The 25,260-nt window shown below is 70.2% G+C and carries 27 protein-coding genes; 11 read left to right on the top strand and 16 right to left on the bottom strand.

Going from position 1 to position 25,260, the window contains the following annotated elements:
• Nucleotides 1–55 precede the first annotated feature (55 nt).
• On the top strand, nucleotides 56–751 hold the full coding sequence (locus ACFYQ5_RS01225) for a class E sortase (protein WP_389191305.1): 696 nt from the start codon (nucleotides 56–58) through the stop codon (nucleotides 749–751).
• On the opposite strand, the gene ACFYQ5_RS01220 is transcribed toward ACFYQ5_RS01225, so the two are convergent.
• On the bottom strand, nucleotides 746–3,175 hold the full coding sequence (locus ACFYQ5_RS01220; protein ID WP_389191302.1) for a glycoside hydrolase family 65 protein: 2,430 nt from the start codon (nucleotides 3,173–3,175) through the stop codon (nucleotides 746–748). The genes ACFYQ5_RS01225 and ACFYQ5_RS01220 overlap by 6 nt on opposite strands.
• Nucleotides 3,175–3,936, bottom strand: coding sequence for an HAD family hydrolase (locus tag ACFYQ5_RS01215; protein WP_389191299.1), 762 nt, complete (start codon nucleotides 3,934–3,936; stop codon nucleotides 3,175–3,177). The genes ACFYQ5_RS01220 and ACFYQ5_RS01215 overlap by 1 nt, the downstream gene beginning before the upstream one ends.
• A 120-nt stretch (nucleotides 3,937–4,056) precedes the next feature.
• On the opposite strand from ACFYQ5_RS01215, the gene ACFYQ5_RS01210 reads away from it, so the two are divergent.
• A complete protein-coding gene (locus tag ACFYQ5_RS01210; RefSeq protein ID WP_389191297.1) occupies nucleotides 4,057–4,275 on the top strand; it encodes a hypothetical protein in 219 nt (72 codons plus the stop codon).
• A gap of 79 nt (nucleotides 4,276–4,354) precedes the next feature.
• Here the strand turns inward: ACFYQ5_RS01210 and ACFYQ5_RS01205 are convergent, their stop codons facing one another.
• Complete coding sequence (locus ACFYQ5_RS01205) at nucleotides 4,355–5,173, bottom strand: transglycosylase family protein (protein WP_389191294.1); 819 nt, start codon at nucleotides 5,171–5,173, stop codon at nucleotides 4,355–4,357.
• A gap of 124 nt (nucleotides 5,174–5,297) precedes the next feature.
• On the opposite strand from ACFYQ5_RS01205, the gene ACFYQ5_RS01200 reads away from it, so the two are divergent.
• Nucleotides 5,298–5,663, top strand: coding sequence for a PH domain-containing protein (locus ACFYQ5_RS01200; protein ID WP_389191292.1), 366 nt, complete (start codon nucleotides 5,298–5,300; stop codon nucleotides 5,661–5,663).
• A 3-nt stretch (nucleotides 5,664–5,666) separates the two neighbouring features.
• Here the strand turns inward: ACFYQ5_RS01200 and ACFYQ5_RS01195 are convergent, their stop codons facing one another.
• Nucleotides 5,667–6,407 carry a peptidoglycan recognition protein gene (locus ACFYQ5_RS01195; protein ID WP_389191289.1) on the bottom strand — a complete coding sequence of 247 codons (741 nt, stop codon included), beginning with the start codon at nucleotides 6,405–6,407 and terminating at the stop codon, nucleotides 5,667–5,669.
• A 94-nt stretch (nucleotides 6,408–6,501) separates the two neighbouring features.
• Complete coding sequence (locus ACFYQ5_RS01190) at nucleotides 6,502–7,146, bottom strand: ScbR family autoregulator-binding transcription factor (protein ID WP_389191286.1); 645 nt, start codon at nucleotides 7,144–7,146, stop codon at nucleotides 6,502–6,504.
• A gap of 105 nt (nucleotides 7,147–7,251) precedes the next feature.
• Between ACFYQ5_RS01190 and ACFYQ5_RS01185 the strand changes: the two genes are divergently transcribed.
• A complete protein-coding gene (locus ACFYQ5_RS01185) occupies nucleotides 7,252–8,160 on the top strand; it encodes a ScbA/BarX family gamma-butyrolactone biosynthesis protein (protein WP_389191283.1) in 909 nt (302 codons plus the stop codon).
• Between the two features lie 4 nt (nucleotides 8,161–8,164).
• Here ACFYQ5_RS01185 and ACFYQ5_RS01180 read toward each other — a convergent pair whose 3' ends face one another.
• From ACFYQ5_RS01180 to ACFYQ5_RS01160, 5 genes are all read right to left on the bottom strand, one after another.
• Complete coding sequence (locus ACFYQ5_RS01180; protein WP_389191280.1) at nucleotides 8,165–8,929, bottom strand: SDR family NAD(P)-dependent oxidoreductase; 765 nt, start codon at nucleotides 8,927–8,929, stop codon at nucleotides 8,165–8,167.
• A gap of 359 nt (nucleotides 8,930–9,288) precedes the next feature.
• Nucleotides 9,289–9,597: an SCO5918 family protein gene (locus ACFYQ5_RS01175; RefSeq protein ID WP_389191277.1), complete on the bottom strand. Its 309-nt coding sequence runs from the start codon at nucleotides 9,595–9,597 to the stop codon at nucleotides 9,289–9,291.
• A 64-nt stretch (nucleotides 9,598–9,661) separates the two neighbouring features.
• On the bottom strand, nucleotides 9,662–11,230 hold the full coding sequence (locus ACFYQ5_RS01170; RefSeq protein ID WP_389191275.1) for a DEAD/DEAH box helicase: 1,569 nt from the start codon (nucleotides 11,228–11,230) through the stop codon (nucleotides 9,662–9,664).
• A 300-nt stretch (nucleotides 11,231–11,530) separates the two neighbouring features.
• Nucleotides 11,531–11,734 (bottom strand): cold-shock protein, encoded by a 204-nt coding sequence (locus ACFYQ5_RS01165; RefSeq protein WP_031090619.1) that lies wholly within the window; start codon nucleotides 11,732–11,734, stop codon nucleotides 11,531–11,533.
• A gap of 305 nt (nucleotides 11,735–12,039) precedes the next feature.
• A complete protein-coding gene (locus ACFYQ5_RS01160; protein ID WP_389191273.1) occupies nucleotides 12,040–12,384 on the bottom strand; it encodes a MerR family transcriptional regulator in 345 nt (114 codons plus the stop codon).
• Nucleotides 12,385–12,739: 355 nt separating this feature from the next.
• Here ACFYQ5_RS01160 and ACFYQ5_RS01155 point away from each other — a divergent pair, with 355 nt between their 5' ends.
• Nucleotides 12,740–13,324, top strand: coding sequence for a hypothetical protein (locus tag ACFYQ5_RS01155; RefSeq protein WP_389191270.1), 585 nt, complete (start codon nucleotides 12,740–12,742; stop codon nucleotides 13,322–13,324).
• 98 nt (nucleotides 13,325–13,422) lie between these two features.
• Entirely contained in the window at nucleotides 13,423–13,641 is a 219-nt protein-coding gene (locus ACFYQ5_RS01150) for a hypothetical protein (protein WP_389191268.1), read from the top strand.
• Nucleotides 13,642–13,659: 18 nt separating this feature from the next.
• Here the strand turns inward: ACFYQ5_RS01150 and ACFYQ5_RS01145 are convergent, their stop codons facing one another.
• Entirely contained in the window at nucleotides 13,660–14,061 is a 402-nt protein-coding gene (locus ACFYQ5_RS01145; RefSeq protein ID WP_389191265.1) for a hypothetical protein, read from the bottom strand.
• Nucleotides 14,062–14,113: 52 nt separating this feature from the next.
• Nucleotides 14,114–15,808, bottom strand: coding sequence for a SpoIIE family protein phosphatase (locus tag ACFYQ5_RS01140; RefSeq protein ID WP_389191262.1), 1,695 nt, complete (start codon nucleotides 15,806–15,808; stop codon nucleotides 14,114–14,116).
• Nucleotides 15,809–16,109: 301 nt separating this feature from the next.
• On the opposite strand from ACFYQ5_RS01140, the gene ACFYQ5_RS01135 reads away from it, so the two are divergent.
• The 3 genes from ACFYQ5_RS01135 to ACFYQ5_RS01125 all read left to right on the top strand — a co-directional run bounded on the left by ACFYQ5_RS01135 (nucleotide 16,110) and on the right by ACFYQ5_RS01125 (nucleotide 18,747).
• On the top strand, nucleotides 16,110–16,595 hold the full coding sequence (locus tag ACFYQ5_RS01135; protein WP_389191259.1) for a peroxiredoxin: 486 nt from the start codon (nucleotides 16,110–16,112) through the stop codon (nucleotides 16,593–16,595).
• A gap of 105 nt (nucleotides 16,596–16,700) precedes the next feature.
• Entirely contained in the window at nucleotides 16,701–17,222 is a 522-nt protein-coding gene (locus ACFYQ5_RS01130; protein ID WP_389191256.1) for a hypothetical protein, read from the top strand.
• A gap of 85 nt (nucleotides 17,223–17,307) precedes the next feature.
• Nucleotides 17,308–18,747, top strand: a complete 1,440-nt coding sequence (locus ACFYQ5_RS01125; RefSeq protein ID WP_389191253.1) for a flotillin family protein — start codon at nucleotides 17,308–17,310, stop codon at nucleotides 18,745–18,747.
• A gap of 32 nt (nucleotides 18,748–18,779) precedes the next feature.
• Here ACFYQ5_RS01125 and ACFYQ5_RS01120 read toward each other — a convergent pair whose 3' ends face one another.
• Both ACFYQ5_RS01120 and ACFYQ5_RS01115 read right to left on the bottom strand, forming a co-directional pair.
• The gene (locus ACFYQ5_RS01120) at nucleotides 18,780–19,796 is read right to left on the bottom strand and encodes a hypothetical protein (protein WP_389191250.1); all 1,017 of its coding nucleotides are present in this window, start codon (nucleotides 19,794–19,796) and stop codon (nucleotides 18,780–18,782) included.
• A 247-nt stretch (nucleotides 19,797–20,043) separates the two neighbouring features.
• On the bottom strand, nucleotides 20,044–20,577 hold the full coding sequence (locus ACFYQ5_RS01115; protein WP_389191934.1) for a GNAT family N-acetyltransferase: 534 nt from the start codon (nucleotides 20,575–20,577) through the stop codon (nucleotides 20,044–20,046).
• Between ACFYQ5_RS01115 and ACFYQ5_RS01110 the strand changes: the two genes are divergently transcribed.
• On the top strand, nucleotides 20,576–21,469 hold the full coding sequence (locus ACFYQ5_RS01110) for an IS5 family transposase (protein WP_389191931.1): 894 nt from the start codon (nucleotides 20,576–20,578) through the stop codon (nucleotides 21,467–21,469). The genes ACFYQ5_RS01115 and ACFYQ5_RS01110 overlap by 2 nt on opposite strands.
• Before the next feature lie 191 nt (nucleotides 21,470–21,660).
• Here ACFYQ5_RS01110 and ACFYQ5_RS01105 read toward each other — a convergent pair whose 3' ends face one another.
• Complete coding sequence (locus ACFYQ5_RS01105; RefSeq protein ID WP_389191247.1) at nucleotides 21,661–22,410, bottom strand: SDR family NAD(P)-dependent oxidoreductase; 750 nt, start codon at nucleotides 22,408–22,410, stop codon at nucleotides 21,661–21,663.
• A gap of 128 nt (nucleotides 22,411–22,538) precedes the next feature.
• On the opposite strand from ACFYQ5_RS01105, the gene ACFYQ5_RS01100 reads away from it, so the two are divergent.
• Complete coding sequence (locus ACFYQ5_RS01100) at nucleotides 22,539–22,973, top strand: Rrf2 family transcriptional regulator (RefSeq protein ID WP_030942118.1); 435 nt, start codon at nucleotides 22,539–22,541, stop codon at nucleotides 22,971–22,973.
• Nucleotides 22,974–23,383: 410 nt separating this feature from the next.
• Here the strand turns inward: ACFYQ5_RS01100 and ACFYQ5_RS01095 are convergent, their stop codons facing one another.
• Nucleotides 23,384–24,904, bottom strand: a complete 1,521-nt coding sequence (locus ACFYQ5_RS01095) for an ATP-binding protein (RefSeq protein ID WP_389191244.1) — start codon at nucleotides 24,902–24,904, stop codon at nucleotides 23,384–23,386.
• Between the last annotated feature and the right edge of the window lie 356 nt (nucleotides 24,905–25,260).

The raw sequence follows: 25,260 nt of genomic DNA, 5'->3' as shown, positions 1-25,260 counted from the left end.
GCCGCGTTCCAGGGCCCGCCCCCCGGCACCACCGGCTACCGATCCGGATCCCGCCATGCACCCTCCCCACGGATTCCGACGCGTCGCCCGGGCCCTCGCGGGCGCGGCCGTCGCCCTGACGGCGGCCGGAGGCCCGGCAGCGGTGGCCGCCGCCGGGCCTCCCCCGGTCGCCGCGTCGGCCGCCGTGTCGTCGCACGCGGCCCCGTCCACCGGGCTCCCGTCCGACCGGACCGACCCGCGTACGGCGACCGCGAAGCTCACCATCCCGTCGATCGGAGTGACGGACCTGCGCGTCGTCCCGTACGAGGGCACGACGGACGACGGGCCCGGGACCCGCGTCCAGGACCGCGGGGTGGCGGCCAGCCCGTACGGCGAGGAGGGCGGCGTCGGGCCCGGCGAGGTCGGGAACTACCTCGTGACGGCCCACCGGCTCTCCGCCGGGGGCCCGCTCCGCGACCTGCCGTCACTGGCGAAGGGCGACACCGTCCTCGTCACGGAGGGCGGCACGGTCCACGAGTACCGGATCACCGCGAGCCGGCGGACGTCCTTCCGGTCCGAGCGCTCGCTCGCCGAGCAGCGGGCGGAGGTGCCGGGCGAACCGGGTGAGAAGCCGACCCGGGCGATGATCACGCTGTCCACCTGCGCGACCCCGGAGGACGACGCCGCCGGCAACGTCTGGCGCGACGCCCACGGCGACCCGGAGCACCGCGTCGACAGGGTCGGCGTCCTGGTGTCCACCCGGACGTCATGAACCGCCCGGCATGTCGGTCGGCAGCTCCAGCCACCGTGCCGTACCCGGCTCGATGACGTACGCGCTGCCGTCCAGCCTCACCCGGACCCCCGGCCGCTCCGAGTCCGGTACGGCGATCCTGAGGCGCTCCGCGCGGATGCGCAGGTCCACGTCCCAGTGCCGGCGGAAGCGGAGCCGTACCCGGAACTTCGCGAGCTGGGGCAGCGTGGCCGGAGCCAGCCACAGGGCGTCGTCGCGGGTCTCCAGGCCCGTCATGCCGCGCTGGACGAAGTCGAGGGTGCCGGCCATCGCGCCCAGGTGGATGCCCTCCTCCGTCGTACCGCCCTGGATGTCGGCGACATCGCCGATCAGCGCCTCCTCGCAGTACGCCCAGGCGTCGTCGCGGTGCACCCGGGCCAGCACCCAGGCGTGGACGAGGGAGCTGAGGGTGGAGCCGTGGCTCGTGCGCTTCACGTAGTAGTCGACGGTGGCCCGCCAGGTCTCGTCGTCGAGTTCGTGTCCGAGCCGCCGGAACAGCGCCGCGAGTTCCCTGGGTGAGAAGAGGTAGCCGAGCATCAGCACATCGGCCTGCTTGGACGCCTGGTAGCGGTTGACGGTGTCGCCCTCCGCCTCCAGGATCCGGTCGAGCCGCCGGATCTCCCCGTACCGCTCGCCGTACCCCTCCCAGTCCAGCTCGTCCAGGTCCCCGTAACCGGCGAACTGGCTGATGACACCCCGGTGGTAGGGCACGTACAGCCGCCGGGAGATGTCGTCCCAGCGGTCCAGCTCCGCCGGGTCGAGCCGGATCAGGTCGAGGAGCTGCCGGCAGCGGCTCGCGGGCAGAGCGCGGCAGAGCTCGCCGGCCCGCGCCAGCACCCAGGCCGCCGTCACGTTCGTGTACGTGTTGTCGTCGAGCCCCGCCGCGTCGGAGCCCGGATAGGCGTCGTGGTACTCGTCGGGCCCGACGACCCCCCGGATGCGGTACCTCCCGAGGCCGTCGTCCCATGCGGCGCTGTCCGCCCAGAAACGGGCGATCTGCATCATCGTCTCGGCGCCCTTGGAGTAGAGGTACTCCGTGTCGCCGGTGGCCTGGCAGTACTGCCACACGTTGTACGCGACGGCCGAGCCGACATGGTGCTGCAGCCGTGAACGGTCGGGCAGCCAGCGCCCCGAGCGCGGGTTGAGATGGACCTCCTGGGTCTCCTCCCGCCCCTCGTCGGCACTCTGCCACGGATACATCGCGCCCTTCCTGCCCACCGCCTGTGCGGCGGCGCAGGCCGCGGGTAACCGCCGGTGGCGGTAGTCGAGCAACCCCCGGGAGATCTCCGGGAGATGCAGGTTCAGGAAGGGCAGGACGAACAGCTCGTCCCAGAAGACGTGCCCCCGGTACGCCTCGCCGTGCAGTCCTCTGGCGGGCACCCCGACATCGAGTTCCGCGGTGTGCGGGGAGAGCGTCTGGAGCACGTGGAAGAGGTGCAGCCGCAGGATGCGGCCGGGCTCGCCCGGCACCTCCAGCTTGGCCTGCTGCCACAGATCGGCCCAGGCCCGGCGGTGCGAGGCCAGCAGCCGGTCGTACGCCGGAGCGGCGGCGACCGCGGACGCCGCGGCGCGCAGCGGGCTGCCGATCGCCGGGTCCCGGGAGGTGAAGAGCGCGACCGTCTTGTCGACGACTGCGTCGGAGTCCGGGGTCAGCGGCAGCAGCAGCGTCTGGTGGACCGCGCGTGGCTCCTGCCGGGGTTCGGCCCGGTGGTCGCCGTTCGGTTCCGGACCGCAGGAGGCCACGATGCGGGCGGCGATGGCCACGGCGATGTCCGACTCCACCGTGCGGCAGCGCAGCCACACCGCGGACTCCGGCTCCGTGCCGGTCTCCCAACCCGTGAGGTGGCGGTCGGCCAGCTCCCGGTACCGCGCGACGCCGGTGTTGCGGACATCGCCGTCGATCACGGACTCCACCTCCAGCTGTCCCGACCAGCCCTCGGCACTGAACACCGTGTGCAGCGCGGCGAGATGGGGGTCGCCCATGTGCACCAGTCGCTCCTGTTCGACGGTCAGCCGCCGCCCTTCCCCGTCCTCGTACACCGAGTGGCGGATCAGCGTCCCGCCACGCAGGTCGAGCGACTGGCGGTGGTCCACGAGGGAGACGTCGTCGGGGGTCAGCCACGGGCCGGGGCCGGCACCGGTGGGGTGCACGCGGTAGCGCAGCGGCAACCAGTTGGGGAGGTTGACCAAGTCCTCGTTCTCGACCTGCCGTCCCTGGACGGAGGACGTCAGCCGGTTGTAGCAGCCCGCGACATACGTACCCGGGTAGTGCGTGTCGCCCGCGGACGTCTCGGGCGCGGCTCCCCGGGTGGCGAAGTAGCCGTTGCCCAGGGTGCACAGTGCTTCGCGCAGGCGTTCCTTCTCCGGGTCGTACCCCTCGTACGCCCAGATCCAGCCGCGCGCCATCAGTCCTCCCCGGTGATCAGCAGGTCGCCCGGATCGGTCACCACGAGATCCGCGCCGTGCCGCCGCAGATCGTTGGCGCTCTCGGGGCTGTCCGTCCGGTCCACCCCGATGACCAGCCCGAAGCCGCCCCGGCGGCCGGCTTCCACCCCGGCCAGCGCGTCCTCCACCACGGCGGTGTCCCCGGCCGGGACCCCCAGACGCCGTGCCGCCTCGGTGAACAGGGCGGGGTCCGGTTTGCCGGGCAGCTCCAGGCGGCGCGCCTCGTTGCCGTCGACCACCGCGGTGAACAGGTCCAGGAGACCGGCCCCGGCCAGCAGCTCGGTCGCGTGCCGGGACGCGGACGCGGCGGCGAACGGGACGCGCGCGTCGTGCAGCACGTGCAGGAGACGGACCGTCCCCGGCCAGACCGCGATCGGGTGGGTACGCAGGTTCCGGGTGAACACCTCGTCCTTGCGGGCGGCGACGGCCCACACCGTCCCGGTGCCCGGGGGGTCGTCGGGGCTGCCTTCGGGGAGGCCGAGGCCCCTGGACGCGAGGAAGGCTGCGGCACCGTCCTTGCGGGATCTGCCGTCGACGTAGCGCCGGTAGTCGTCCGCCTCGTCGAAGGGCCGCTGCCCTCGGTGGGAGGCCAGGCAGGCGTCGAAGGCCGGCTTCCAGGCAGCCGCGTGTGCCGGGGCGGAATCGGTGATCACGCCGTCCGTGTCGAAGACCACGGCGTGCACGGAGAGCAGGACTGCGGCCGGTGACGGTGCGCGTGCCATGACCGGGGGGTCCCTTCGTCGCGGCGGGTTCTGCGGCGTTTCTGCGGCGGGCCCTGCCACAAGCCCTGGCAAAAAGTCGGAAAAGTTCCTTTGTGTGCCTTTCGGGACTACCGTAAAAGCATGGCCAGTACCGAGCGTCAGACCGTTCAGCAGGCGGAATACGTGTGTCCGTCCTGCAAGCAGCCCGTCGAGACCGTTCTGGCGCGGCACAAGACCCTCGGGATCTTCGTCCCGTACTGGGGACCGGGGCCGTGTCGCAACCCTGAGTGCCACACCCACGAGGCGGAATCCCGGGACATGTCCGGCTCCGATCGGGGCCGGGGCTCCGTCGGACGGTGAACGCGGTCTCCTTCAACGATCCGGTGTCCTTCCTGGACCCCGTGGCCGCCACAGCTCAGGCGGTCGGACGTTCGGGTGGTCAGGCGTTCAGCTGGAGGCGCTGACCGGGGAAGATGAGGTGCGGTCCGCGGTCCAGTACCTCGCGGTTCAGCTCGTACAGCGCGGGCCAGCCACCGGACGCGTCCGCGCGCTCGGCGATCACCGAGAGGGTGTCACCCGGTTCGACGACGTACGTCTCCTCGTCGGCGAGGTCCTCGGAGTAGCGCGTCACGTAGTCGCTGTCCTGCGTGCCGCCCGTCGGGCTTCCGGACGCCGTGTTGTCGGAGGAGCCGCTGTTCGAACTGCCGGTCGACTGCTCAGGGGCCGTCTGCGCCGTGTCGCTCCGGTCCGCGCTGTCGGACCCGGAGGACGAGGAGGAGCCGGAGGAGCCGGAGGACGAGGAGGAACCGGAGCTCGACGTACCGTTCGCACCGAGGCGTCCGCAGGTGGGCCAGGCGCCCATTCCCTGCGAGCGGGCCACGCGTTCACCGACGGCGATCTGCTCGTCCCGGCTGGCGAGGTCGGCGCGGGGTGCGTACTGCCCTCCGCCGTAGGCCTGCCAGGTGGAGGGGGCGAACTGCAGGCCACCGTGGTAGCCGTTCCCGGTGTTGACGTTCCATCGGCCGCTGCTCTCGCACTCGGCGATGCGGTCCCAGTCGGTACCCGCCGTGACGGTCGGCGCGATGACGGCACGGGCGGGAGCGGCCTGGGCCGGTGCCGCCTGGGCGGGGATACGGGCCGGGGCCTTGGCAGGGGCGTCCGCGACGCTGCGGCCTGCGAGGCCGAGCACGCTCAGGAGGACGAGCAGAAGGGCGAGCACTGATTCGACGGGACGCTTGGCGAGGGGTGATGCCGGCATGACGGTATTCCTCCGCTGTGCTCCGGAAGGTGTGCAAGGGCACGAACAGATAAGCCGCCGATAGTCTTTTCAGCGGGCTTCGACGCGTTCGACGTCCGCACAATCACTCAGGTGGGGGTCTCTCATGGCACTGTTCGGCAACGCGCACACCGTCGATCCGGCGACCGCGCAGCGTGACTACGCACGGCTTCTCGGGCAGGGCGAGCAGGTGCACGCGGCGTATCTGCTGATCCGCGACACGATCCTGTTCACCGACCGCAGGCTCGTCCTCGTCGACAAGCAGGGGATCACCGGCAAGAAGGTGGAGTACCACTCCGTCCCGTACCGGAGCATCACGCACTTCGCGGTGGAGACGGCGGGCACCTTCGATCTGGACGCCGAACTCAAGATCTGGATCAGCGGCTCCGCCACCCCCATCCAGAAGACGTTCACCAAGGGCGTCGACATCTACGAGGTCCAGGCCGTCCTCACCCAGTACGTCGCGAGGTAGCCGCTACGACGTCCGGGCGGCGGCCCGTATCCGGGCCATCTCCGCCCGGATCGCGGGCAGTCGCGCGTAGAGGGCCTCGCCGGGGCAGTACGTCTGAAAGGTGTCGCGGTGGCCGGCCACGGCATGGAGGTAGACCACCTCCCCGCGCCGGTACAGGCTCTCGTCGTTCGTCGAGACCATCCGCACGATGCCCCGTGGGTCGACGGCCCGGTCCAGTTTCCACGCGCCCACCTTCGCGATCCCCTCGATGAGCGCCTTCGGTACCCGCACGCCGGGGTCGAAGGTGCCGAGGGCCGCGATCCCCACGCTGTGCGCGTTGAACCCGGTGGCGTGGGCCCCGCGCACGGAGCGCCCGACACCTCCTGCCCGGCCCTCGTATATGGTCCCGCAGCGGTCGACGACGAAGTTGTAGCCGATGTCGTCCCAGCCCTCGCCCCGGACGTGCGTCTCCTCCATCGCGCGGAGCATCTTGGGGGCGTCTACACAGTCGTACGCGTTGGTGTGCCCGGTGTGATGGACGAAGACGGCCTTCACCGTCCCCGTGTACACCGCGCCCTCCTTCACCAGGCCCTCGTCCGCGTGCCACTCCGCCCGGCTGACGATCGTGGGCCGCGGAGCCCCGGGCGACGTCGCCGGCTTCGCGGTGGTCCGCTCGGGCGCGGCGAGCCGTACCGGCGCGTCCCGGAGCACCAGGAACGCCAGCGGCACGACCATGGCGCACACGGCTGTTCGGCGAAGCCACATAGGGCCACCATGCTCGCTGACCAGCCACGTCGCAGGTACCCGGCACCCGATCGGGTGACCTGGCGCGACGTGGCCCGTGACAGCTCCCGGGCGGTCAGGAAACGGCGGCCGTCTGCTGCTGCTCGACGATGCGTGCCGCGCGGTGCGGGGACGTGTCGAGCCGGGCCAGCACGCCCGGGACCGCGTTGTTGGGCAGGATCAGCTCGAAGAGGGCAGATATCTCGCCGACCAGGTCCGGCGGCTCGGCCATCGACTCGGTCACCAGCTGGACCCCGGTCCAGGCCCCGACGAAGAGCCGGGACGTTGCTTCCGGATCGACGTGCGGAAGCAGCTCACCCCGCTCCTTGGCCTCGGTGAGCATCTCCGTGCCGAGGGCGATCCAGTCCGGCCAGCGGGTTCCGAACAGCCCGCGCGCCCGGGGGTCGACCGACAGCCGGATCGAGGCACTGAGCAGGGGCTCCCTGGGCAGCCGGTAGGCGAGCAGGAGAGCTATGTCCACCCATTCCTGCAGCTTGAAGGTCTGCGGGGTGACCCCGTCCGAGGTCACCGCCTCCTGGAGGACACCGCGGGCCAGCTCCTCCTTCGACGTGAAGTGGAAGTAGAGCGCCCCTCGCGTGAGACCGGCCCGGTCGAGGATCGCGGCGATCGTGGCGGCGTCGTAACCGTGCTCGTCGAAGACCTCGGCCGCGGCTTCCAGGAAGATTCTGCGCGTGCGGATCGCCCGTTGCTGTCGTGCCAACTCGCGCTCCCCTTGAACGTGGCCTGACGCTTCTTCAAAAAGTACCGGTGAGCCGGTATCCTATCAGCGCCCGAATGCCCATTCTGCGCCATGTCCGGGAGGGCCGTGTCCGACATACCTGCCGCACCGCTCCCGCCGCAGGCCGCGGAGGTCCGGGGCGGGGTTCCCAAGGAGTACGTCCATCTCGGACGCTCCGACATGGTCTTCCTCACCGCCTGGCGAAGCCTGGGAGAGGGCGAGTACTCACTGTCCGCGAGGTGGCCCGCCCCCGCGGCCGGCCTCGCCTACGACCCCCGGGTGCTCACCCAGACCATCCGGCAGAGCGGCCTGGTCATCGCGCACGCGGCGTACGGCGTCCCCCTCGCGGACCAAACCCTCCTGCACTACTTCGACTTCACCGTCGCCCCGGGGTTCCGTGTGCCCGCCCAGGCACCCTGCGACCTCGCCGTCGAGGTTTCCGTGACGAACCCCAAGAAGCGTGGGCGGGCCGTCAGTTCACTGGGCATGGACGTCCGCGTCCTCCAGGGTGGCAGCCTGGTGGCCCGTGCGGATTCCGAGTTCGGCTGGATCTCGCCGCGCGCCTACCGCCGGCTCCGCGGCGAGCACCTCACCACCGACTGGAACAGCTGGCCGCTGCCCCCTCCGGTCGACGCGCGCGTCGTCGGCCGGGCCGCACCGTCCGACGTGGTCCTGGCGGCCGGCGACCGGCCCCGACGCTGGCAGTTACGCAACGACGTGACCAACACCGTGCTCTACGACCACCCGGTCGACCACGTCCCGGGGCTCGTCCTGATGGAGGCCGCCGACCAGGCCGCGCGCGCCGCCCTGCACCCCGCCCGATTCGAGGCGACCACCGTCACCAGCGCGTTCGCGCGGTACGCCGAATTCGACCGCCCCTGCTGGGTCGAGGCGGAGATCCTGACCGCCGCCCTCGGAGAGACCTCCGTCCTGGTCACGGCGACACAGGACGGGGAAACGGTCTTCCGGGGCCGGCTGACCGGCCCCTGCGACTGACGGTTCACTGGTTGATGAAGCCGCCGTCCACCGGCAGAACCGTGCCCGTGAGGAAGGGGCAGCGGTCGCTGAGCAGCCAGGCGACCGCGTTGGCGATCTCCTCCGGCTCGGCCGTACGACCCTGCGGCGTACGGCTGTTGACCATCTGCTCCAGCCCCGGGTTACGCCCGAACCAGTCGGCCGTGATCTCGCTGCGCGTGGTACCCGGAGCCACCGCGTTGACCCTGATGCCCTGTTGGGCGTACTCGTCCGCGGCGGCCCTGGTGAGCCCGACGACGGCGTGCTTGGCCGCGATGTAGGGCGCAGCCGACGGGATGGCCACCAGGCCGCCCACACTGCTGTTGTTCACGATGGAGCAGTCGCCGGAGTTCGCCAGCATGGCCGCGATCTCGGGCCGCAGGCAGTTCCAGACGCCCCGCACATTGGCGTCCATGACCGCGTCGTAGACGTCATCACCCATGAGGTGCAGGGGAGTTCGGTCACCGCCGAGCCCCGCGTTGTTGAAGGCCGAGTCCAGGCGGCCGTAGGTGTCCACAGTGAAGTCGACGGCCCTGGCGGCCTCTTCGGCCACCGTGACATCACAGAGGACATAGGAGGCTTGAGCCCCCTTGCCCCTCAGTTCGGCGACCAGGGAGGCCAGTCGGTCCTCCCTGCGTGCGGCCAGGACGACCGTCGCGCCTTCCTCGGCGAACACCCGCGCCGCCGCCGCACCGATACCGCTGCTCGCCCCGGTGATCAGGACGACTCTGCCGTGAAGAAGATCGCTCATTGCGGCAGTCTGGCAGGCCACCCGGCCCGACGGCCACGGCTGTGCACACCCCAGAACCTCGACTCAGCGTCACGGCCATAACAGACCGTACGTACTGTTTTGGCCCCACCCGGGTGAAGGACCGACGGCGGGTTCACCGCAACCCCGCGCGATCCGGCTTCGCCCCGGTCGACCCGGTACTCGCCCGCCGGACCACCGGAAAGCTGATCCTGACCCCCTGACCCCCTGACCCCCTGACCCCCTGCCCTCCTGCCCCCTGAGTCGCCGGCACCGGCCGACACCCGGGGGCGGCCCCGGACGCACCGCACCCCCGGGCCGGGAAGGCCAGGGGGTGCGGGTGTACGGGACGGGGCGGCGGCTCAGGCGTCGCCGGGCGTTCCGAGCATGGCGGACGCGTTCTCCAGCGGGGTGAGGGGCACCGCGGGAGCGGGCACCTCCGCCGGGCGGCAGGTGAAGCCGAGACGCGTCAGCGCCCTGGTCACCTCGCCCGCGGTGAAGTCCCGGCGGTCCTGGCGGGTGATGATCTCGCCGACCTGCTTGACGGGGTAGACGCGGCGGCTGATGACCACGGCGTCACCGGTGACGGGCTCGGGCTTGACGCCCTTCATCAGATCCTCGACCTCGTTCTTGAAGAGGTCGAAGGGGAAACGGGCGATGACACAGCGCATGGTGCCTCAACAAGGTGGTCGTGGAGAAAACCGGACAGGGTCGGCCGGACTCCCGGCCGAATCGCTACGCTGCCTTGTTGGAGCGGCGCTGCGCAGCTGCGGCACGCGCCTGCGGCGTCGCCGTGTTGGCGTTGGAGCGGCGTCCCTGGCCGGGACGCGCGCCACGACGGCCACGAGGTCCGGAGCCGCTGCCCTTGCCGCGCTCCGACACCGGTGAGGTGATCGTGACGGGCACACCCGACGGCGCCTGGGCTCCGGTGATGCGGTTGAGCTCGGCCTCGCCGGAGCGGACCTGGGCGATCTGCGGTGTGATCCCGGCATCGGCCATCAGCCGGGTCATCTCGCGGCGCTGGTTGGGCAGCACCAGCGTGACGACGCTGCCGGACTCACCGGCGCGTGCGGTACGACCGCCGCGGTGCAGGTAGTCCTTGTGGTCGCTGGGCGGGTCGACGTTGACGACCAGGTCGAGGTTGTCGACGTGGATGCCGCGGGCGGCGACGTTCGTGGCGACCAGCACCGTGACATGGCCGGTCTTGAACCGGTCCAGGGTGCGGGTGCGCTGCGGCTGCGACTTGCCGCCGTGCAGCGCGGCCGCGCGCACACCGCTGTGCAGCAGGTGGTCGGTGAGCTTGTCCACCGCGTGCTTGGTGTCCAGGAACATGATCACCCGGCCTTCGCGGGCGGCGATCTCGGTGGTCGTCGCGTACTTGTCGGCGCCCTGGACGTAGAGCACGTGGTGCTCCATCGTCGTCACCGCACCGGCCGCGGGGTCCACCGAGTGGACGACCGGGTCGTGCAGGTAGCGGCGGACCAGCAGGTCGACGTTGCGGTCCAGGGTGGCCGAGAACAGCATCCGCTGACCGTCGGGGTTGACCTGGTCCAGCAGCTCGGTGACCTGGGGCATGAAGCCCATGTCGGCCATCTGGTCGGCCTCGTCGAGGACGGTGATGGCGACGCGGTCGAGCTTGCAGTCGCCGCGCTCGATGAGGTCCTTCAGCCGGCCCGGGGTGGCGACCACGACTTCGGCGCCGCCACGCAGCGCGCTGGCCTGACGGCCGATCGACATACCGCCGACGACCGTGGCCAGCCGGAGCTTGAGGGACCGGGCGTACGGCGTGAGCGCGTCGGTGACCTGCTGGGCCAGTTCCCGGGTGGGGACGAGGACCAGGGCCACCGGACGGCGCGCGTCCGCGCGGTTGCCCGCGGTGCGGGCCAGCAGGGCCAGACCGAAGGCGAGCGTCTTGCCCGATCCGGTGCGGCCGCGGCCCAGGACGTCCCGCCCGGCGAGCGAGTTCGGCAGGGTGGCCGCCTGGATGGGGAACGGCACGGAGACGCCCTCGGAAGCCAGCGCCGCCAGCAGCGGTGCCGGCATGTCCAGGTCCGCGAAGGCCTCGGCGGCGGGCAGAGCGGGGGTGATGGTCACCGGCAGGGCGAATTCACCCGAGACGGAGGAGGAGCGGCGGCCGTAGCCGCCGGAGCGCTTCGGACCGCCGGAGCGGCCCTGCGAACCCGGGGCGCCCGGCCGGCCGGATCCCGAGGAGCGGAATCCGTTGGCGGTACGACTGCCGGCGGATCCACCGGAACGTGTCCGGGAAAATCGGTCGTTCGTGCGAGCTGTGCGATCGCGGTTCAATGGAGAACCTTTCCCTCGAATGGCACGTATCGAGGGATTCTTTCCGGGCGGCTGCAGCCATGTACGGCGCCAAGAATCGCAAGAACGAGCCGGTGAAATAACGAAAAACGAAGCCCGTCCGGCGGATGAACCAGCCGGATTCGGCACTCCATATGACTGCATATAACCGCCGCGCCATGACCTGTACACATCGGGAATTACTCCGACGGTGTGTCAGCCCCGGCAACGGTCGGGAAAACACAACGAGCTGGGGCCCGCACCCCAAGGTGCGGGCCCCAGCTGCGCCATACGCCTGAGCGATCAGGCGGGGGTGATGTTCTCCGCCTGCGGGCCCTTCTGGCCCTGCGTGACGTCGAAGTTCACCTTCTGGCCTTCCTGCAGCTCGCGGAAGCCCTGGGCGGCGATGTTCGAGTAGTGGGCGAAGACGTCAGCGCCGCCACCCTCCTGCTCGATGAAGCCGAAACCCTTTTCCGCGTTGAACCACTTCACGGTGCCAGTAGCCATGTCATATCTCCTTCGGGGCGTTGCCCGTGGGCCCACACTGTGTGGGCCCTACGTCGCCGCAAATGATTGCCCCGACCGGAAGAAACCGGAAATACAAAAGAGCGCTCACCGGAGTGAAAACGGTGAGTGCACTTGAAGTTTTGGGAACCACAACTGCAACTGAGATCAACAGTAGCACGATTCGGGCACAAGCGAGCTGTACGCCATATCACTACGGCGTCACTCCACCGCGCACGGCATAAACTCTCACCGCTCATTACGCGTATTTCTGTGCCCGCCGAAACAGATATGCGCCCGCGCGCCGGTCAGGAATCGACCCCGCTCCGGCCGGCCGCGGGCCGTCGCAGCTGCTCGTTGAGGCGCAGGGCCTCCTCGAGCTGGTCCTCCAGGATCACGATGCGGCAGGCGGCCTCGATCGGCGTACCTCCGTCCACCAGCTCCCGGGCACGGGCGGCGATACGCAGCTGGTAGCGCGAGTAGCGGCGGTGACCCCCCTCGGAACGCAGCGGGGTGATCAGGCGGGCCTCACCGAGGGCCCTGAGGAAACCTGGCGTCGCACCGATCATCTCGGCGGCGCGCCCCATGGTGTACGCGGGGTAGTCGTCGTCGTCGAGACGGTCCGTGGCTTGCGACGGGGATTCCGGGGGCATCTGCACCTCTTCTGCTGCGCACCCGACCACCGATATGGCCTGGTTGCACAAGAAACCCTAGGCGTACGGGTAGGTCATGTCTATTGCCGCTGGAACAGGTTTCCGCCGTCCCCGGCGTCGCCCGTGCGCCGGCCGAGTGCCGAACGGGGCCGGGAGGGAGCCCTCCGTAACCGCCCGGACACGCCAACAGCGCTGACCGGCCGGTCAGTTGTCGGCAGCCCGGTGAGCGGTCATACTGCACGGGTAGCCCTTCACGCATCCCCCGTCGTGAAGGGCTACATTGACGCGCGGACACCGGCCTCCTCCCGCCCCCGCCAGGCCCGCGAGCACCCACGCGACGCGGAGCACACACGGCATGAGCGGCACCGGCAGGACCACGACGGCGGCCCGCACGGTCACGGACGTCCTGCAGCCCCGCAATGTACTGCTCGTCGGCATGCTCGCCATCGGACTGGCCTCCGCGGGTGACTGGACCGGGCTCCCCTGGGGCTTCCTCGGCGCCCTCTGCGCCGGCCTCGTACCGGCCGGCTACATCGAGTGGGAGCGCGGGCGCGGCACCTGGGGAGACCGCCACGTCGTGGACCGGACCCAGCGGGGGCCCGTGTTCCTGGTGATCCTGGGCTCGCTCGGCACCGGCGCGCTGATCATGGTTCTGGGCCATGCGCCCCTCGGCATCCTGATCTCGATGATCTCCTTGTGGGTCATGACGACCGTGCTCCTGGCGGTCAACACCCTCTGGAAGATCTCGGTCGACTCGGCGGTCGCCTCGGCCGTGGTCGCCCTCCTCGGCGTCACACACTCCCTGTGGTGGCTCTGCGCGAGTGCGGCGGCCCTCGCCGTGTGCTGGTCGCGGGTGGCACTGGGCTACCACTCGACGGCCCAGACGGTCGCCGGGGCGGCTGTGGGGGCGGCGACGGCGGCCGGCTTCCTGTTCGCCTGAAGCCGGCGGACGGCACCGGCTCCCCGATTGCGGATCCGCCCCGGACCCGGTTACGTGGACCAAGGGGCCGCGCAGCGATGCCACCGGGAGGCACACAGATGCCCAGGAAACCCGCGAACTCCAAGGTCGGCCTGCTCCTGAGCCTGGGCAGCAGCGCGATCGCCGTCGCCCGCACCGTGAAGCAGATGCGCAGGGCCGGAGGCGCCCAGGACAAGCTGACCGCCGCGAACACCATGGCTGGGCTGCTGCCCCTGGTCACGTCCGCCCTGCTCATCCTGCGCCGGCTGCGCGTACGCTCCCGGCAGCACGCCGGCTGAACCGGCCCGCCAGGACGCTCAGACCGCCTCCGTCCGTATCCGCCCCCGCAGCCTCTCCAGCACCCGGGCGCTCAGCAGTTCGTACTCCTCACGGAGCCGGACGATCTCCGCCGGACGCTCGACGACCACACCCCCGGACACGATCTCGTGCGGGGCGAACTGCTCCCGCGTCAGGTCGATCTCCACGCCCATGCCCAGCCGGTTCCACCAGTGGTAGTCGACGCGCACGCCGTCCACCCGCACCTCTCCCCGGATCAGCTCGCCGCCCAGCAGGTCGTTGACCACCATGGCGGTGACACCGCACTGGTCCCGGGCCGGATTCCCCGGATTCCACTCCGCCCGGTGCGCGGGCGTGGTCGTGTCGGCGTCCCAGCTGCTGCGGACGGCGGCTTCGATGTCGGTGAGGAGCAGAGGTTCCATGCCGAGGATCCTCGCACCCGCCACTGACAACGCCCCCGTGCGGCGGGCGCGTTCAGCAGCCCCGGCTCCGCGACACGAGCACCGCGATGTCGTCCTCGGCCGTGTCCGCGAAGCGGTCCACGACCTCCTGCAGCAGGTCGTCGAGCCGTCCGCTCACCGGAAGCGTGAGCCGCGCCAGCTGCTCGATCGACACGTCGATGTCCTCGCCCCGGCGCTCGACCAGACCGTCGGTGTACATGAACAGCACCGTCCCGGGAGCGCACGGCAGCACCGTCGTCAGGTATCCGCCGAAGCCCGTGCCCAACGGCGGCCCCACAGGGATCCGCGCCACCCGCGCACCGTTCGCCCCCGGGTCGATGAACACCGGGGGCGGATGGCCCGCACTGGCCACCTCGCACACCCCCTCCCGCCGGTCGACGACCGCGACCAGGCAGGTCACGGCCCGGTCGAAGCCGGAACGTTCGACGGCCTGGTCGAGCCGCTCCAGAACGCGGTGCGGCGGCTGGTCGTCGTCGGCCATGATCCGCAGCATCGAGCGGTAGTTGCTCATGGCGACGGCGGCCTCCACCCCGTGCCCCATCACATCGCCCATCACCTTGAGATGGCGTCCGTCCCGCAGCGGGATGGCGTCGAACCAGTCGCCGCCCACCAGCGCCCCCTCGCCGGCGGGAAGGTAGAGGGACGCGATCTCGACGCCCGGATTCGGCGTGCGCGGCTCGGAGAGCAGGGAACGCTGGAGTTCCCGGGCGATGCCGTGCTCGCGCGAGTAGCGGTAGGCGTGGTCCAGATCGACGGCGGCGCGGCCCGCGAGCGTCCGGGCGACGACGACGTCCGACCCCTCCGTGAAAGGAGGCGAGTCCCCGGCCCGCAGCAGACTGAGCGCGCCCAGCATGCGCCCGCGCGCGGTGAGGGGCACGACGAAGGCCGAGTGCAGACCGATGGCGCGGTAGGCGGCGATCAGTTCGGGAGAGGGCGCCGCCCGGCCGAACTGCTCGTGGTCGGCGAGGTCCACGATCATCGGCTCACCGGTGGCCAGGCAGCGGGGCACCGCCGCGTCCTCCCGGTAGTCGATGTCCGTACCCGGACCGCCGAACTGGGACAGCGTGTCCGCGAGGGCCGCACTCGCCGCGGCTCCGCTACGCCGCAGGCGCAGCGCTCCGGCCGGCGGTTCGCGCCTGCTGTGCCCGTTGTCCTCGGGAATCATCTCGACGACGGCCACATCGGCCATCACGGGCACCACGAACTCGGCGAGCTCCTGGCAGGTGGTCTCCGCGTCCAGCGTCGTACCGACGCTGACGGCCGCGCTGTCCAGGAGCGTCAGATAACTCCTGGCCCGCAGCAGCTCCTCCCGCTGGTCCAGGGTGGCGGTGACCTCCTGGGCGACAGCGACCAGCCCCCGTACCCGCCCGTTCTCCTCCAGCCGGTGCAGGGCGAGACGCCAGTACCGCCGCTCGACGGCGGAGTCCACCCAGGTCTGCCCGCTGGTGGTGAGGTCGCGGGGCTCCCCGTCCGCCAGCACCTGGCGCATGACGTCCGTCCGTACGTCCATGGCCGGCAGCACCTCGGCGATGTGCCGGCCCAGGTGCGCTGCGGCCGGCACACCGTTGAGCCGTTCGAGTGCCGGATTCACGTACGCATAACGCAGCTCCGTGTCGAAGACCGCCACCCCGGCCGGGCTGCCGCCGAACACCTCGGCCACCGCTTCCGCGTAGGAGGGCGGCGGGTCGGCGTACTCTTCGGCCTGCAACGGAGCCTCCAGAGGGATACGTGCCAGGCGGGTGCGGGGCCTCGGCTCTCACGGGCCGCCCAGCACCCGGTTTCCCATCGTCTGCCGCCCCGCTCCGCCCCGCATCTCCGGGAACGCGGGGCCGGGGCGGCCGGCCCCGTCTCGTAGCCGCCGTGGAGGATGAGCACCGCTGCCGACCGCGGTCTTCGAACGTGTCGATGCGTGGAACGTGCCGTCGCCCACGCCGTCGACCAGGCGGTCGACTGTGCCGTTGACTGTGCGAGTAATGCATTCGTCCGTACACGACCCAAGGAGGCGCCCCATGGCGTCAGGACCCCGAATCGGCTCGCCCGCGCCGGACTTCACCCTCCCCGGCGGCATACTCGCCGACGACACCTTCGAACGGAGCGACTACACGCTCGCCACCGCTCGCGGCCGCAGTGTCGTGCTGGCCTTCTATCCCGGTGACAACACGACCGTCTGCACCAAGCAGCTCTGCTCGTACTCGTCGGGCTTCGAGACCTTCGAGGGCCTCGACGCCGAGGTCTGGGGCATCAGCCCACAGGGTGTGGACAGCCATGAGTCCTTCGCGCGGGACCACGGCCTGCGCATGCCCCTCCTGGCCGACACGGGACGTGAGACCGCACGGGCCTACGGGGTCGCCGCACCCGGCATCGGCGTACGGCGCTCCGTCTTCCTGATCGGACCGGACGGGGTGCTGCGGTGGAAGCACGTCGCCCTGCTGGGAGCCACGTTCCAGTCGCTCGACACGCTCGCCGAGCAGCTCTCCGGCATCAAAACACCGTAAAGACTGCCGGACTTCGGCAGTATCCCCGGCGCGCGCCGTATGGGACCATGCAGCCAGTTCGACAGAAGCATTTCGGGGGATTGCGAACACCGGGGGAGTGATCGCGTGACCATTTTTCTCGGTCTCGGCATCGCGGGAATCGTTCTTCTCGCCCTCTCCCTGATCTTCGACGGAATTCTCGAAGGGCTGCTCGGGGACGCCCTCGGCGGGCTGCTGAACGGCTTCTTCGACGGCCTCCTCTCGCTGCCCGTCATCGCCGGCTTCCTGTCCATGCTCGGCTTCGGCGGTGCGGTCGTCCTCGGTACCACGGACGTCGGCACCCCGGTGGCGGTCGTGGCGGGGGCCGGGGCGGGGCTCGTCGCGGCCTGGCTGACCTGGAAGTTCAGCCAGGCCCTGATGCGGGATCAGACCACGGCCACACCACGCGGTGACGACCTCGTCGGCACCTCGGGATCCGTCGTCACACCGATCCCGGCCGACGGTTACGGCGAGGTGCTGCTGCGGCTCGCGGGCCAGACCGTGAAGTTCTCCGCGAAGAGTGCCGTGCCGGTCGAACGCGGCGCCGAGATCTGGGTGGAAGCCCCCCTGTCGACCACCTCGGTCAGGGTCCGCCCCGTCGAACGCTGACCACCGCCGAGCCACACGCCTGTCCGAAACCCGTACAGCCGAACACACTGCCGTCCCGTCGGGAGGGCAAGGGGGTACACCTCTCATGAGTCCAGTAGTGATCGCCATCATCGGCATCGTCGTACTTCTCGTACTTCTGGCCCTCGCCGTGATCACCCGGTACAAGGTCGCGGGCCCCAGCCAGGCCTTCATCATCACGGGCCGCCGCGGCAAGAAGTCCACCGACCCGGTGACCGGGCTCACCAGCATCGACAACAGCGGCCAGAAGGTCGTCGTCGGCGGCGGCGTCTTCGTCGTGCCGTTCGTCCAGCAGAAGTTCACCCTGGACCTCTCCAGCCGGCACATCCCCGTCGCCGTCCGTGGCGCCGTCACGCTGCGCGGAGTGAAGTCCAACCTCGAAGGCGTCGCGATCGTCAAGGTCGGCGGCAGCGAGGACGCGATCCGCGCCGCGGCCCAGCGCTTCCTCCAGCAGCAGAACGGCATCGTCGGCTTCACCCAGGAAGTGCTCTCCGGAGCCCTCCGCGCCATCGTCGGCCGTATGTCCGTGGAGGACATCATCCGCGACCGCGCCGCGTTCGCCGGCCAGGTCGCCGAGGAGGCCGAGGCCAGCCTCTCCGGCCAGGGCCTCATCCTGGACGCCTTCCAGATCCAGGACATCACCACCGAGGGTTCCTACCTCGAGGACCTCGGCCGCCCCGAGGCCGCCCGCGCCAAGCAGGAGGCCGACATCGCCGAGGCCATCGCCCGGCGCGCCTCCGAGCAGGCCCGGCTGAAGGCGGCCGAGGAGATCGCCATCGCCGAGCGGACGTTCTACCTCAAGCAGGCCGAGATCAAGGCGGAGACCGAGGCCGCGGCGGCCCAGGCCGACGCCGCCGGGCCCCTCGCCGAGGCGGCCCGCCAGCAGGAGGTCCTCGCCGAGCAGGAGAAGGTCGCCGAGCGCCAGGCGGCCCTGACCGACCGCGAGCTCGACACCAAGGTCCGCAAGCCCGCCGACGCCGCCCGCTACCAGGCGGAGCAGGAGGCCGAGGCCCGCCGCATCGCCCAGGTCAAGGAGGCCGAGGCCGACGCGGAGCGCTCCCGCCTCACCGGTGAGGGCGAGAAGCTCCACCGCTCGGCCCTCGCCGACGCCGTACGCATCGAAGGCGAGTCCGAGGCCGCCGCCATCGCCGCGAAGGGCGCCGCCGAGGCCGAGGCCATGCACAAGAAGGCCGACGCCTTCGCCCGCTACGGCGACGCGGCCGTCCTCCAGATGCTCGTCGAGGTGCTCCCCCAGGTCGTCGCCAAGGCGTCCGAACCGCTGAGCGCCATCGACAAGCTGACGGTCATCTCCACGGACGGCGCAAGCCAGCTGTCCCGCACGGTGACCGACAACGTGGCCCAGGGCCTGGAACTCCTCAACTCCACCACGGGCGTCGACCTGGCCGCGCTGCTCCGCAACCTGCAGGGCAAGGCGGGCGCCACGGAGTCCGTACCGGCGGTCCCCGCTCCCGCCGCCGACGGCGAGAAGATCGAGATCAAGGACTGACCCGGTCTCTCCCCGCGCCCGGCCGGTGACAGTCACCGGCCGGGCGCGTCCATCTCCGCGCCCGCCCCGGCCGTCCGGACAGCGGCGACCTTCTCCCGCCAGGGCGTATGGGCGTACGGATCGTCGTCGTCCGCTGCGGCGAGCCGGGCCGCCTGGGCCTCGTCCCATGCCACCCGCGCGGCCTCCCGACGACACGGCCCGCACCGCGTCTCGTCGTCCTCACCGGGCCCCGGCCGGAAGAGATGTTCGTCGCCGGGCCCCGTGCAGGCCACCAACGGCGTGACGGGCGGCGAGGGTTCGGGCTGTGGCACGGGCGCGGGCTCCTCGGGCAGCTTGTGCACGAGCCTGTGCCGCAGGAATCCCACGGCCGACCGCACCCCGCCCACCGGCAGATCGCCGGCCAGCACCCGTCGCATGTCGTCGGCCGTGACCCCGCGCCGCAGCCACGCCACGGCGAGCTTCACCAGCTTCCGGGCCTCCGCCACGCCCAGATGCAGCGACCGGTGCACATGCCGCAGGGACAACAACACCCGCTCCGCCTCAGCCTCTTCCGGCTCAGGCTCGGCCACCGCCTCGTGCTGTGGCTCCGGTTCGGAGGGTGGGTGGGAAGCGTTCTTCCCCCGTTCTTCGTCTACCGGGGTGTAGCCACCGACCACCCGAGCCCCCGGCTGACCGACCGTCGGCTTCCGCTCACCCGGAGACACGACCACCGGCACCGCGCCTCCGCCTCGGGCCACCCTCGCCTCGTCCGGACTGAGGCACACATTCGCGAGGAGCTGCTCGGTCGTCCAGAACCCGCGCCCGCCCTGCTGCCGCCACTCGTACAGGAACCCGTGCGTGACCAGCAGCTTCTTCGCCTTCTGGTACCCCCGCCCGGTGATCCCGAGGGCCCGCGCGTGCTCGCTGAGGGCCACACCGCGCCGGTCGGCGGGGAGCCCCTGCACATAGAGGAGGAGGATCTTCGCGTCACTGCTCAGACGCTGATTACGTACCAGATCGTTCGCGGCCTTCGTATAGCCGCGAGACGGCGCGATAGCATGCCAAAGCATCCCGGTTGACTCCTTGTGTAAGTCACTGGCGGTGAAGGTCCTCGGCGGGTGCTGATGACACCCCCGGGGACCGCCGCCCCATGCACGTACCGGCACGGAGCGTGATGACGCGCTTACCGTACCGCAGGTGAAACCGCCACCGCGACACGGTCAAGAACGTTCAAGTGTGCTGCTCAGCAGTCGTTTTGTCTCCATGCAACGGCACGTCAGGGAGCGGTAGGCCACGGGCTGCTGCTGCTCCAGATGCTCAACGCCCTGGTACGACTGACTGACCAGCGAAGTCCGAAGCGAGGCTGTCCATGATGATCTCGTCGCAGGTCTTCCCCAGCCAGTAGCCAGCCTCACGGAGTCGTCCCGCTACGTGGAAGTCCGCCTTTTCGTAGGCACGAATGGCCGCTTGGTTCGGGGCCAGTACCTTGAGCCAGACCATCCGCAAGTTACTGACGTGGAAGGCGTAGTCGAGCGCGAGCCGAGTGGCCGCGGTACCCAGGCCGCGCCCCCTCGCCTCGGGGGCCAGCATGATGACGTATTCGGCGGTCCGGACCGAGTGGTCCGGCAGGAGTGTGACCACCCCCGCCGGTACGGGCTCGCCGACGGTGAGGTCGTAGATCGTGAAGCGCACGTTGTCGCCGCGAAGCTGCTGGGCCATCCCCTCGACACGGGCCTCCTTGGACTCAGGCTGCTGCCGCCCGTAGCCCACGAGCAGCGCGGGGTCCTGATTGGCTGAGCCCGGCCGGGCTGCTGGCCCGGGTGCGCGGCACCTGTGCGGTCTGGTCTTGATGCCTCGTCACGCGCGTTTGACCGACCGGCAGTGGGAACGCATCCGGCCTCTGCTGCCTTCCAGTTCCGGTCGTCGTGGCAGGCCGTGGGCCGATCACCGCCGCATTGTGGAAGCGATCGTCTACCGGTACCGCACCGGTGTTCCTTGGCGAGACCTCCCAGCCGGGTTCGGATCCTGGAAGACCGTGTGGGCCCGCCACCGCCGCTGGGCGGCCGACGGCACCTGGGACCGTGTGCTCGGCGTCCTGCTCGCCCGCGCGGACGATGATGGGCTGATCGACTGGCGGGTGGCGGTGGACTCCACCATCACCCGGGCCCACCAGCACGCCACCAATATCCGCCGCCCCGAGAAGTGCCGAGCCGCAGCCCGGGGGCAGGGCCTCGACGCCCACCGAGAGCCTGCCGGGCACGCGATCGGCCGTTCCCGCGGCGGGCTGACCACGAAGATCCACCACGCCGTGGACGGTCAGGGCCGACCGCTGGCTGTCGTTGTGACGTCCGGGCAGGCGCACGACGGTCAGGCCCTACCGTTGCTGCTGGCCGACCTGCGTGTCCCCAGGACTGGAGCAGGTCGCCCGCGTACAACTCCGGCCATGTTGCTCGGGGACAAGGCCTACTCCTCCCGCGCGATCCGAGCGGCGCTCAAGGCCCGCGGGATCACCGCGGTCATTCCTGAACGGCGTGACCAGCAGGAGCACCGTCGCCGCCGCGGTTCAGCAGGCGGGCGTCCGTCGACGTTCGATCCGGCGGCCTACAAGAACCGCAACGTGGTCGAGCGGTCCTTCGCCCTGCTCAAGCAGTGGCGAGGCCTGGCCACGAGATTCGACAAGCTCGCGATCGTCTACCGCTCGGCCGCGGTCCTCGGCGCCGTGCTGGTCTGGGCTCGCATTTAACGGACACGTCCTAGCGGAGCTTGCCCGGGCCCTTGATGTTCGGGGAGCCCTTGCGGGAGATCAGCGCCTGGATACAGCGGCATCGCAGCTCACCGCGCACAGCCTTCGAGTCGTACGCCTTGTCGCGGGTCGTCCGCGGTGCGCGTCCCGAAGGCGCGATGTCCCTCGGGACGCGCGGCAGGGGTTCGGGTTCAGGCGTTGTAGCCGCCGTGGGCGTCCAGCACCGCGCCCGTGATGTATGACGCGGCGGGGCTCGCCAGGAAAGCGATCGCCGCGGCGATTTCGTCGGGGTGCCCCATGCGTTGCAGGGACAGCGAGCTGACCAGGGCCTTGAGGGTCTCGGGGTCCGGCGGTTGCATGCCACCCTCCATCAGTCCGGCCTCCACGACGTTGGCCGTGATGTTCCGGGGCCCGAGGTCGCGTGCGACGCCCATGGTGTACCTCTCGATCCCGGACTTGGTCGCCGAGTAGTCGGCAAGGCCGGGGGCGCCGACCCGGGAGCCCAGGCCGGAACTCACCGTGATGATGCGGCCGCCCGTGCGCAGCACTCGGGAGGCGGCCCGGATGACGGCGATCACGCCGAGGTAGTTGGTGGCGTGCATCCGGTCCAGGGCGGCGGTGTCGGCGTCCGAGTCGTCCACCGTTCCAGCCACGGAGATCGCCGCGTTGTTGACGAGTATGTCCAGGCCGCCGAAGTGCGCGACCACGTCGTCGATCAGCGCCGGCGCCCGGCTCGTGTCTGCCTGGTCGGACTGGAAGGCGATGGCCTTGGCTCCCTTGCCGTGCACCTCGTCGACGACGGCCTGCGCCTGCCTCTCGGAGCTGACGTAGGTGAAGGCGACGTCGGCGCCCTGCTCGGCCAGCAGTCGTACGGTCGCGGCTCCCAGTCCGCGCGACCCCCCGGTGACCAGGGCGACCTTGCCCATGAGTGGCTTGCTCATTCTTCTCACCTCGTTGATTGACCCTTCCCGGCAGTCGCAACGCTAATTGTTACGACTGATTGTTGCAACCTTCACTGTTACGACTGCACTGTCGTAACATAAAGCGTTGCGGCCGAGAGGAGGGGTTCATGAGTGCCAACAGCAGGTTGACCATTGCCGCCCACGCGCTGGCCTGGATCGGTCTCTACCAACGCCAAGGCCATGAGGTCGCCACATCCGAGCAGATCGCGACCAGCGCGAACACCAATCCTGTGGTGATCAGGCGGCTGCTCGGCGAGCTGCGCAGGGCCGGGCTCGTGGAGTCCCGGCGGGGCGTGGGCGCGGGCTGGTCGCTGGCGCGCGAGCTGGAGTCGATGACCCTGCTCGACGTGTACGAGGCAGTGGAACCCGGCCCGCTGTTCGCGATGCACCGCACCACCCCGGACCAGGGATGCGTGGTGGGTTACGGCATTCAGCCGGCTATGCAGGGCATCTACGAGGGCATCGAGGAGACCCTGAGACACGAGCTGGCCCGCGTCACGCTCGAGAACGTACTTCGGGACGTACTCGCGGCACCTCGCTAGCCTCCCCGTTACGCCCTGACATCGCCCAGATCGCCATCAAGGCCCAGGCCAGTGAATAGCCTGGCAACCAGTCACGCCAAAGAGGGTTGCGCCGGGGTTCATCCCCGCATGCGCGGGGAGCAGACTGTGCGACCTGCGGTTTTACCCGTCGCAGACACCGAAATCAAGCACCTTCACCGACTCGGACATTTCACCCCTGCCTCATCGTCAACCGAACCGCCGCCGCTTCGCCGCCTTGCTCCACTCCTTGGCCGGAACCGACGAGCTGTCCAGTCTGTCCTTGAGGCGTCCGATCAGTGTGAGGCCTTCGTGGTCCATCAGGTGCCAATTGTGGTCATGCGGTTGCGCCCCGCGCTGGCTTCGATGCCTCGGTCCAACTGCAAGGTGACCCGGCCCCCCGAGTCCCTGCTTCATCGGCGATGCGGGGCCGGGGCCGCCGCGCCGTAAAGTTCGTCCAGGCCGATGAGCAGGACCCGGCCGTCGCCCCGTGCCGCCGCTTCAGTTCGCAGTGCATCGCTGAAGCCTGCGGCGCTGAAGCAGGCAAGCACGCATTGGGTGGTGTCCATGTCTCGTCCAGTGAGGAGCTCCCGCGCCCGGGTGAGCCGCTCAAGGTGGCTCAGCCCCATGACCGTGCCCCACTTCGCCTCACCAAGCAGGTGCACCGCCTGCTTCTTACCGCCGGCCCCGGGCTCGACCGCGGCCACATCGATCTGTATCTGCCTCCGTGCGGCCTGGTCGGTCACCACACCGCCGCCGACCTGCCCCACCGCCGAACTGAGCAGAGCCCGCCCCGGCCCGAGGACGTACTCCCGGCACATCGCCTCGAAGTGCGGCCCGGCGACCTGGGCTGCGAAGCGCTCCGCCGACTGTGCCCATACGTCCGACGCCTGGCCGGCCTCCAAGCGGGCCCAGGAGGGCCGCATCACTGCCTCGTAGAAATTGATCAGCGGCTCAGTGATGCGGTATTGCGACTTCCCTGCCCTAAAAATGTCCGCTTCCCGCGCCAGCAGATGACTGTCCTCCAGCACGTTGAGGGGGTGCGAGATGTCGACCGACTTACGGCCGATGTACCCCGCGATCCCACCCCGTGTGGTGTTGCCCTGCGCCACAGCTGCAAGGACCGAGTGATACAGCGCGGTGTCCCGGATGTCCGCCTCCTCGGCGAGGAGATACCTCGCCTCCCGGAAGAGGGGGCTGAAAGGAGACAGGACCGTACGACAGAGCCAGTCGTCGAATTCCGCCAGGCTTCCGGGCACGTCGTCGGCCAGGAACTGCCGCCGGTAGGCCGGTGTGCCACCGACCACGGCATGGAGCCGCGCCGCAAGGGCCGGACTGTCGACGACCCCCCAGAAATCGGCCGCCGCTCGGTATCCGAAGGGGCGAACGACAAGTTCCAACTGAGCACGGCCCCGCAAGGGCGCCGTGCTCGCGAGCAGCCCACCCATGACGGACATCGCCGATCCACACAGCAGGAGCCGCATCCGGCTCTCCTCGACCTGGAAGCGGTCGATCTCCCGCTGAATCACAGACGGCAGCTCAGGGGCGGTCTTCGCCAGATACGGAAACTCATCGATGACCACGAGCATCGGCCCTTCCCCATGTCGGGGATCGGCGAGCCCGAACAGGTAGGAAATCGCGTCGTCCCATGTGGCGAACGAGAACAAACCCGGGGACCCCACATGATCGGCGAGGGCCGCAGCGAACTGACGCAGCGACTCGGCCTCTGTCCCCGCCGTGGCACCGAAGTAGAAGCCTCCGTGTCGCTCGACCAGCGCGCGCAGGAGGTACGTCTTCCCCATACGCCTCCTGCCACTGACGATGCCGAGCATGGCATGCGGCAAAGGCCGGTCCGCGAAGGCCGAGAGACCCTCCCACTCGGCACCACGGTCGAAAACATGGGACGGCTTGTCCGGACGGTTGTGATGTTGCACTTGCCGCTCCTTAGGGCTACACCCCTTAGGAGTGTAGCCCTAAGAGATCTAGCCACTCTCGCGGCGACGCCGACACAACCGAGCGTCGTCACACTCGGCCCCCATAGAGGATCATCCCCGCGTGCGCGGGGAGCAGTCCCAGATCCACGACCTGGGCTTGCACCCCGAGGGTTCATCCCCGCGTGCGCGGGGAGCAGACTGCGAGACCTGGGGTGTTACCGCGCCATCTCCCGGCTCCGAAGCACTTCCACGGAAAGCGGCATAAGCGGCAAACCCTCCCCTTGGTCAACTCTTAGAGGCGCAGCCTCATCCCCTCACGGCTCCCCGCCGGTCGGTCGTGCGTTCTGTGGGATTCA

Source organism: Streptomyces sp. NPDC005794, from assembly GCF_042871445.1.
Lineage (GTDB): Bacteria > Actinomycetota > Actinomycetes > Streptomycetales > Streptomycetaceae > Streptomyces.
The sequence above is the reverse complement of the archived record's forward strand: the minus strand, read 5'-3'. Positions and strand labels throughout refer to the sequence as shown.

What these genes read in the sequence shown, in the direction of transcription:
- ACFYQ5_RS01110 (WP_389191931.1), top strand. Translation starts at nt 20,576, where the DNA reads ATGCCTCGTCACGCGCGTTTGACCGACCGGCAGTGGGAACGCATCCGG.
- ACFYQ5_RS01135 (WP_389191259.1), top strand. Translation starts at nt 16,110, where the DNA reads ATGGCGTCAGGACCCCGAATCGGCTCGCCCGCGCCGGACTTCACCCTC.
- ACFYQ5_RS01210 (WP_389191297.1), top strand. Translation starts at nt 4,057, where the DNA reads ATGGCCAGTACCGAGCGTCAGACCGTTCAGCAGGCGGAATACGTGTGT.
- ACFYQ5_RS01125 (WP_389191253.1), top strand. Translation starts at nt 17,308, where the DNA reads ATGAGTCCAGTAGTGATCGCCATCATCGGCATCGTCGTACTTCTCGTA.
- ACFYQ5_RS01100 (WP_030942118.1), top strand. Translation starts at nt 22,539, where the DNA reads ATGAGTGCCAACAGCAGGTTGACCATTGCCGCCCACGCGCTGGCCTGG.
- ACFYQ5_RS01145 (WP_389191265.1), bottom strand. Translation starts at nt 14,061, where the DNA reads ATGGAACCTCTGCTCCTCACCGACATCGAAGCCGCCGTCCGCAGCAGC.
- ACFYQ5_RS01105 (WP_389191247.1), bottom strand. Translation starts at nt 22,410, where the DNA reads ATGAGCAAGCCACTCATGGGCAAGGTCGCCCTGGTCACCGGGGGGTCG.
- ACFYQ5_RS01175 (WP_389191277.1), bottom strand. Translation starts at nt 9,597, where the DNA reads ATGCGCTGTGTCATCGCCCGTTTCCCCTTCGACCTCTTCAAGAACGAG.
- ACFYQ5_RS01220 (WP_389191302.1), bottom strand. Translation starts at nt 3,175, where the DNA reads ATGGCGCGCGGCTGGATCTGGGCGTACGAGGGGTACGACCCGGAGAAG.
- ACFYQ5_RS01215 (WP_389191299.1), bottom strand. Translation starts at nt 3,936, where the DNA reads ATGGCACGCGCACCGTCACCGGCCGCAGTCCTGCTCTCCGTGCACGCC.
- ACFYQ5_RS01120 (WP_389191250.1), bottom strand. Translation starts at nt 19,796, where the DNA reads ATGCTTTGGCATGCTATCGCGCCGTCTCGCGGCTATACGAAGGCCGCG.
- ACFYQ5_RS01155 (WP_389191270.1), top strand. Translation starts at nt 12,740, where the DNA reads ATGAGCGGCACCGGCAGGACCACGACGGCGGCCCGCACGGTCACGGAC.
- ACFYQ5_RS01165 (WP_031090619.1), bottom strand. Translation starts at nt 11,734, where the DNA reads ATGGCTACTGGCACCGTGAAGTGGTTCAACGCGGAAAAGGGTTTCGGC.
- ACFYQ5_RS01180 (WP_389191280.1), bottom strand. Translation starts at nt 8,929, where the DNA reads ATGAGCGATCTTCTTCACGGCAGAGTCGTCCTGATCACCGGGGCGAGC.
- ACFYQ5_RS01150 (WP_389191268.1), top strand. Translation starts at nt 13,423, where the DNA reads ATGCCCAGGAAACCCGCGAACTCCAAGGTCGGCCTGCTCCTGAGCCTG.
- ACFYQ5_RS01225 (WP_389191305.1), top strand. Translation starts at nt 56, where the DNA reads ATGCACCCTCCCCACGGATTCCGACGCGTCGCCCGGGCCCTCGCGGGC.
- ACFYQ5_RS01195 (WP_389191289.1), bottom strand. Translation starts at nt 6,407, where the DNA reads ATGTGGCTTCGCCGAACAGCCGTGTGCGCCATGGTCGTGCCGCTGGCG.
- ACFYQ5_RS01205 (WP_389191294.1), bottom strand. Translation starts at nt 5,173, where the DNA reads ATGCCGGCATCACCCCTCGCCAAGCGTCCCGTCGAATCAGTGCTCGCC.
- ACFYQ5_RS01200 (WP_389191292.1), top strand. Translation starts at nt 5,298, where the DNA reads ATGGCACTGTTCGGCAACGCGCACACCGTCGATCCGGCGACCGCGCAG.
- ACFYQ5_RS01160 (WP_389191273.1), bottom strand. Translation starts at nt 12,384, where the DNA reads ATGCCCCCGGAATCCCCGTCGCAAGCCACGGACCGTCTCGACGACGAC.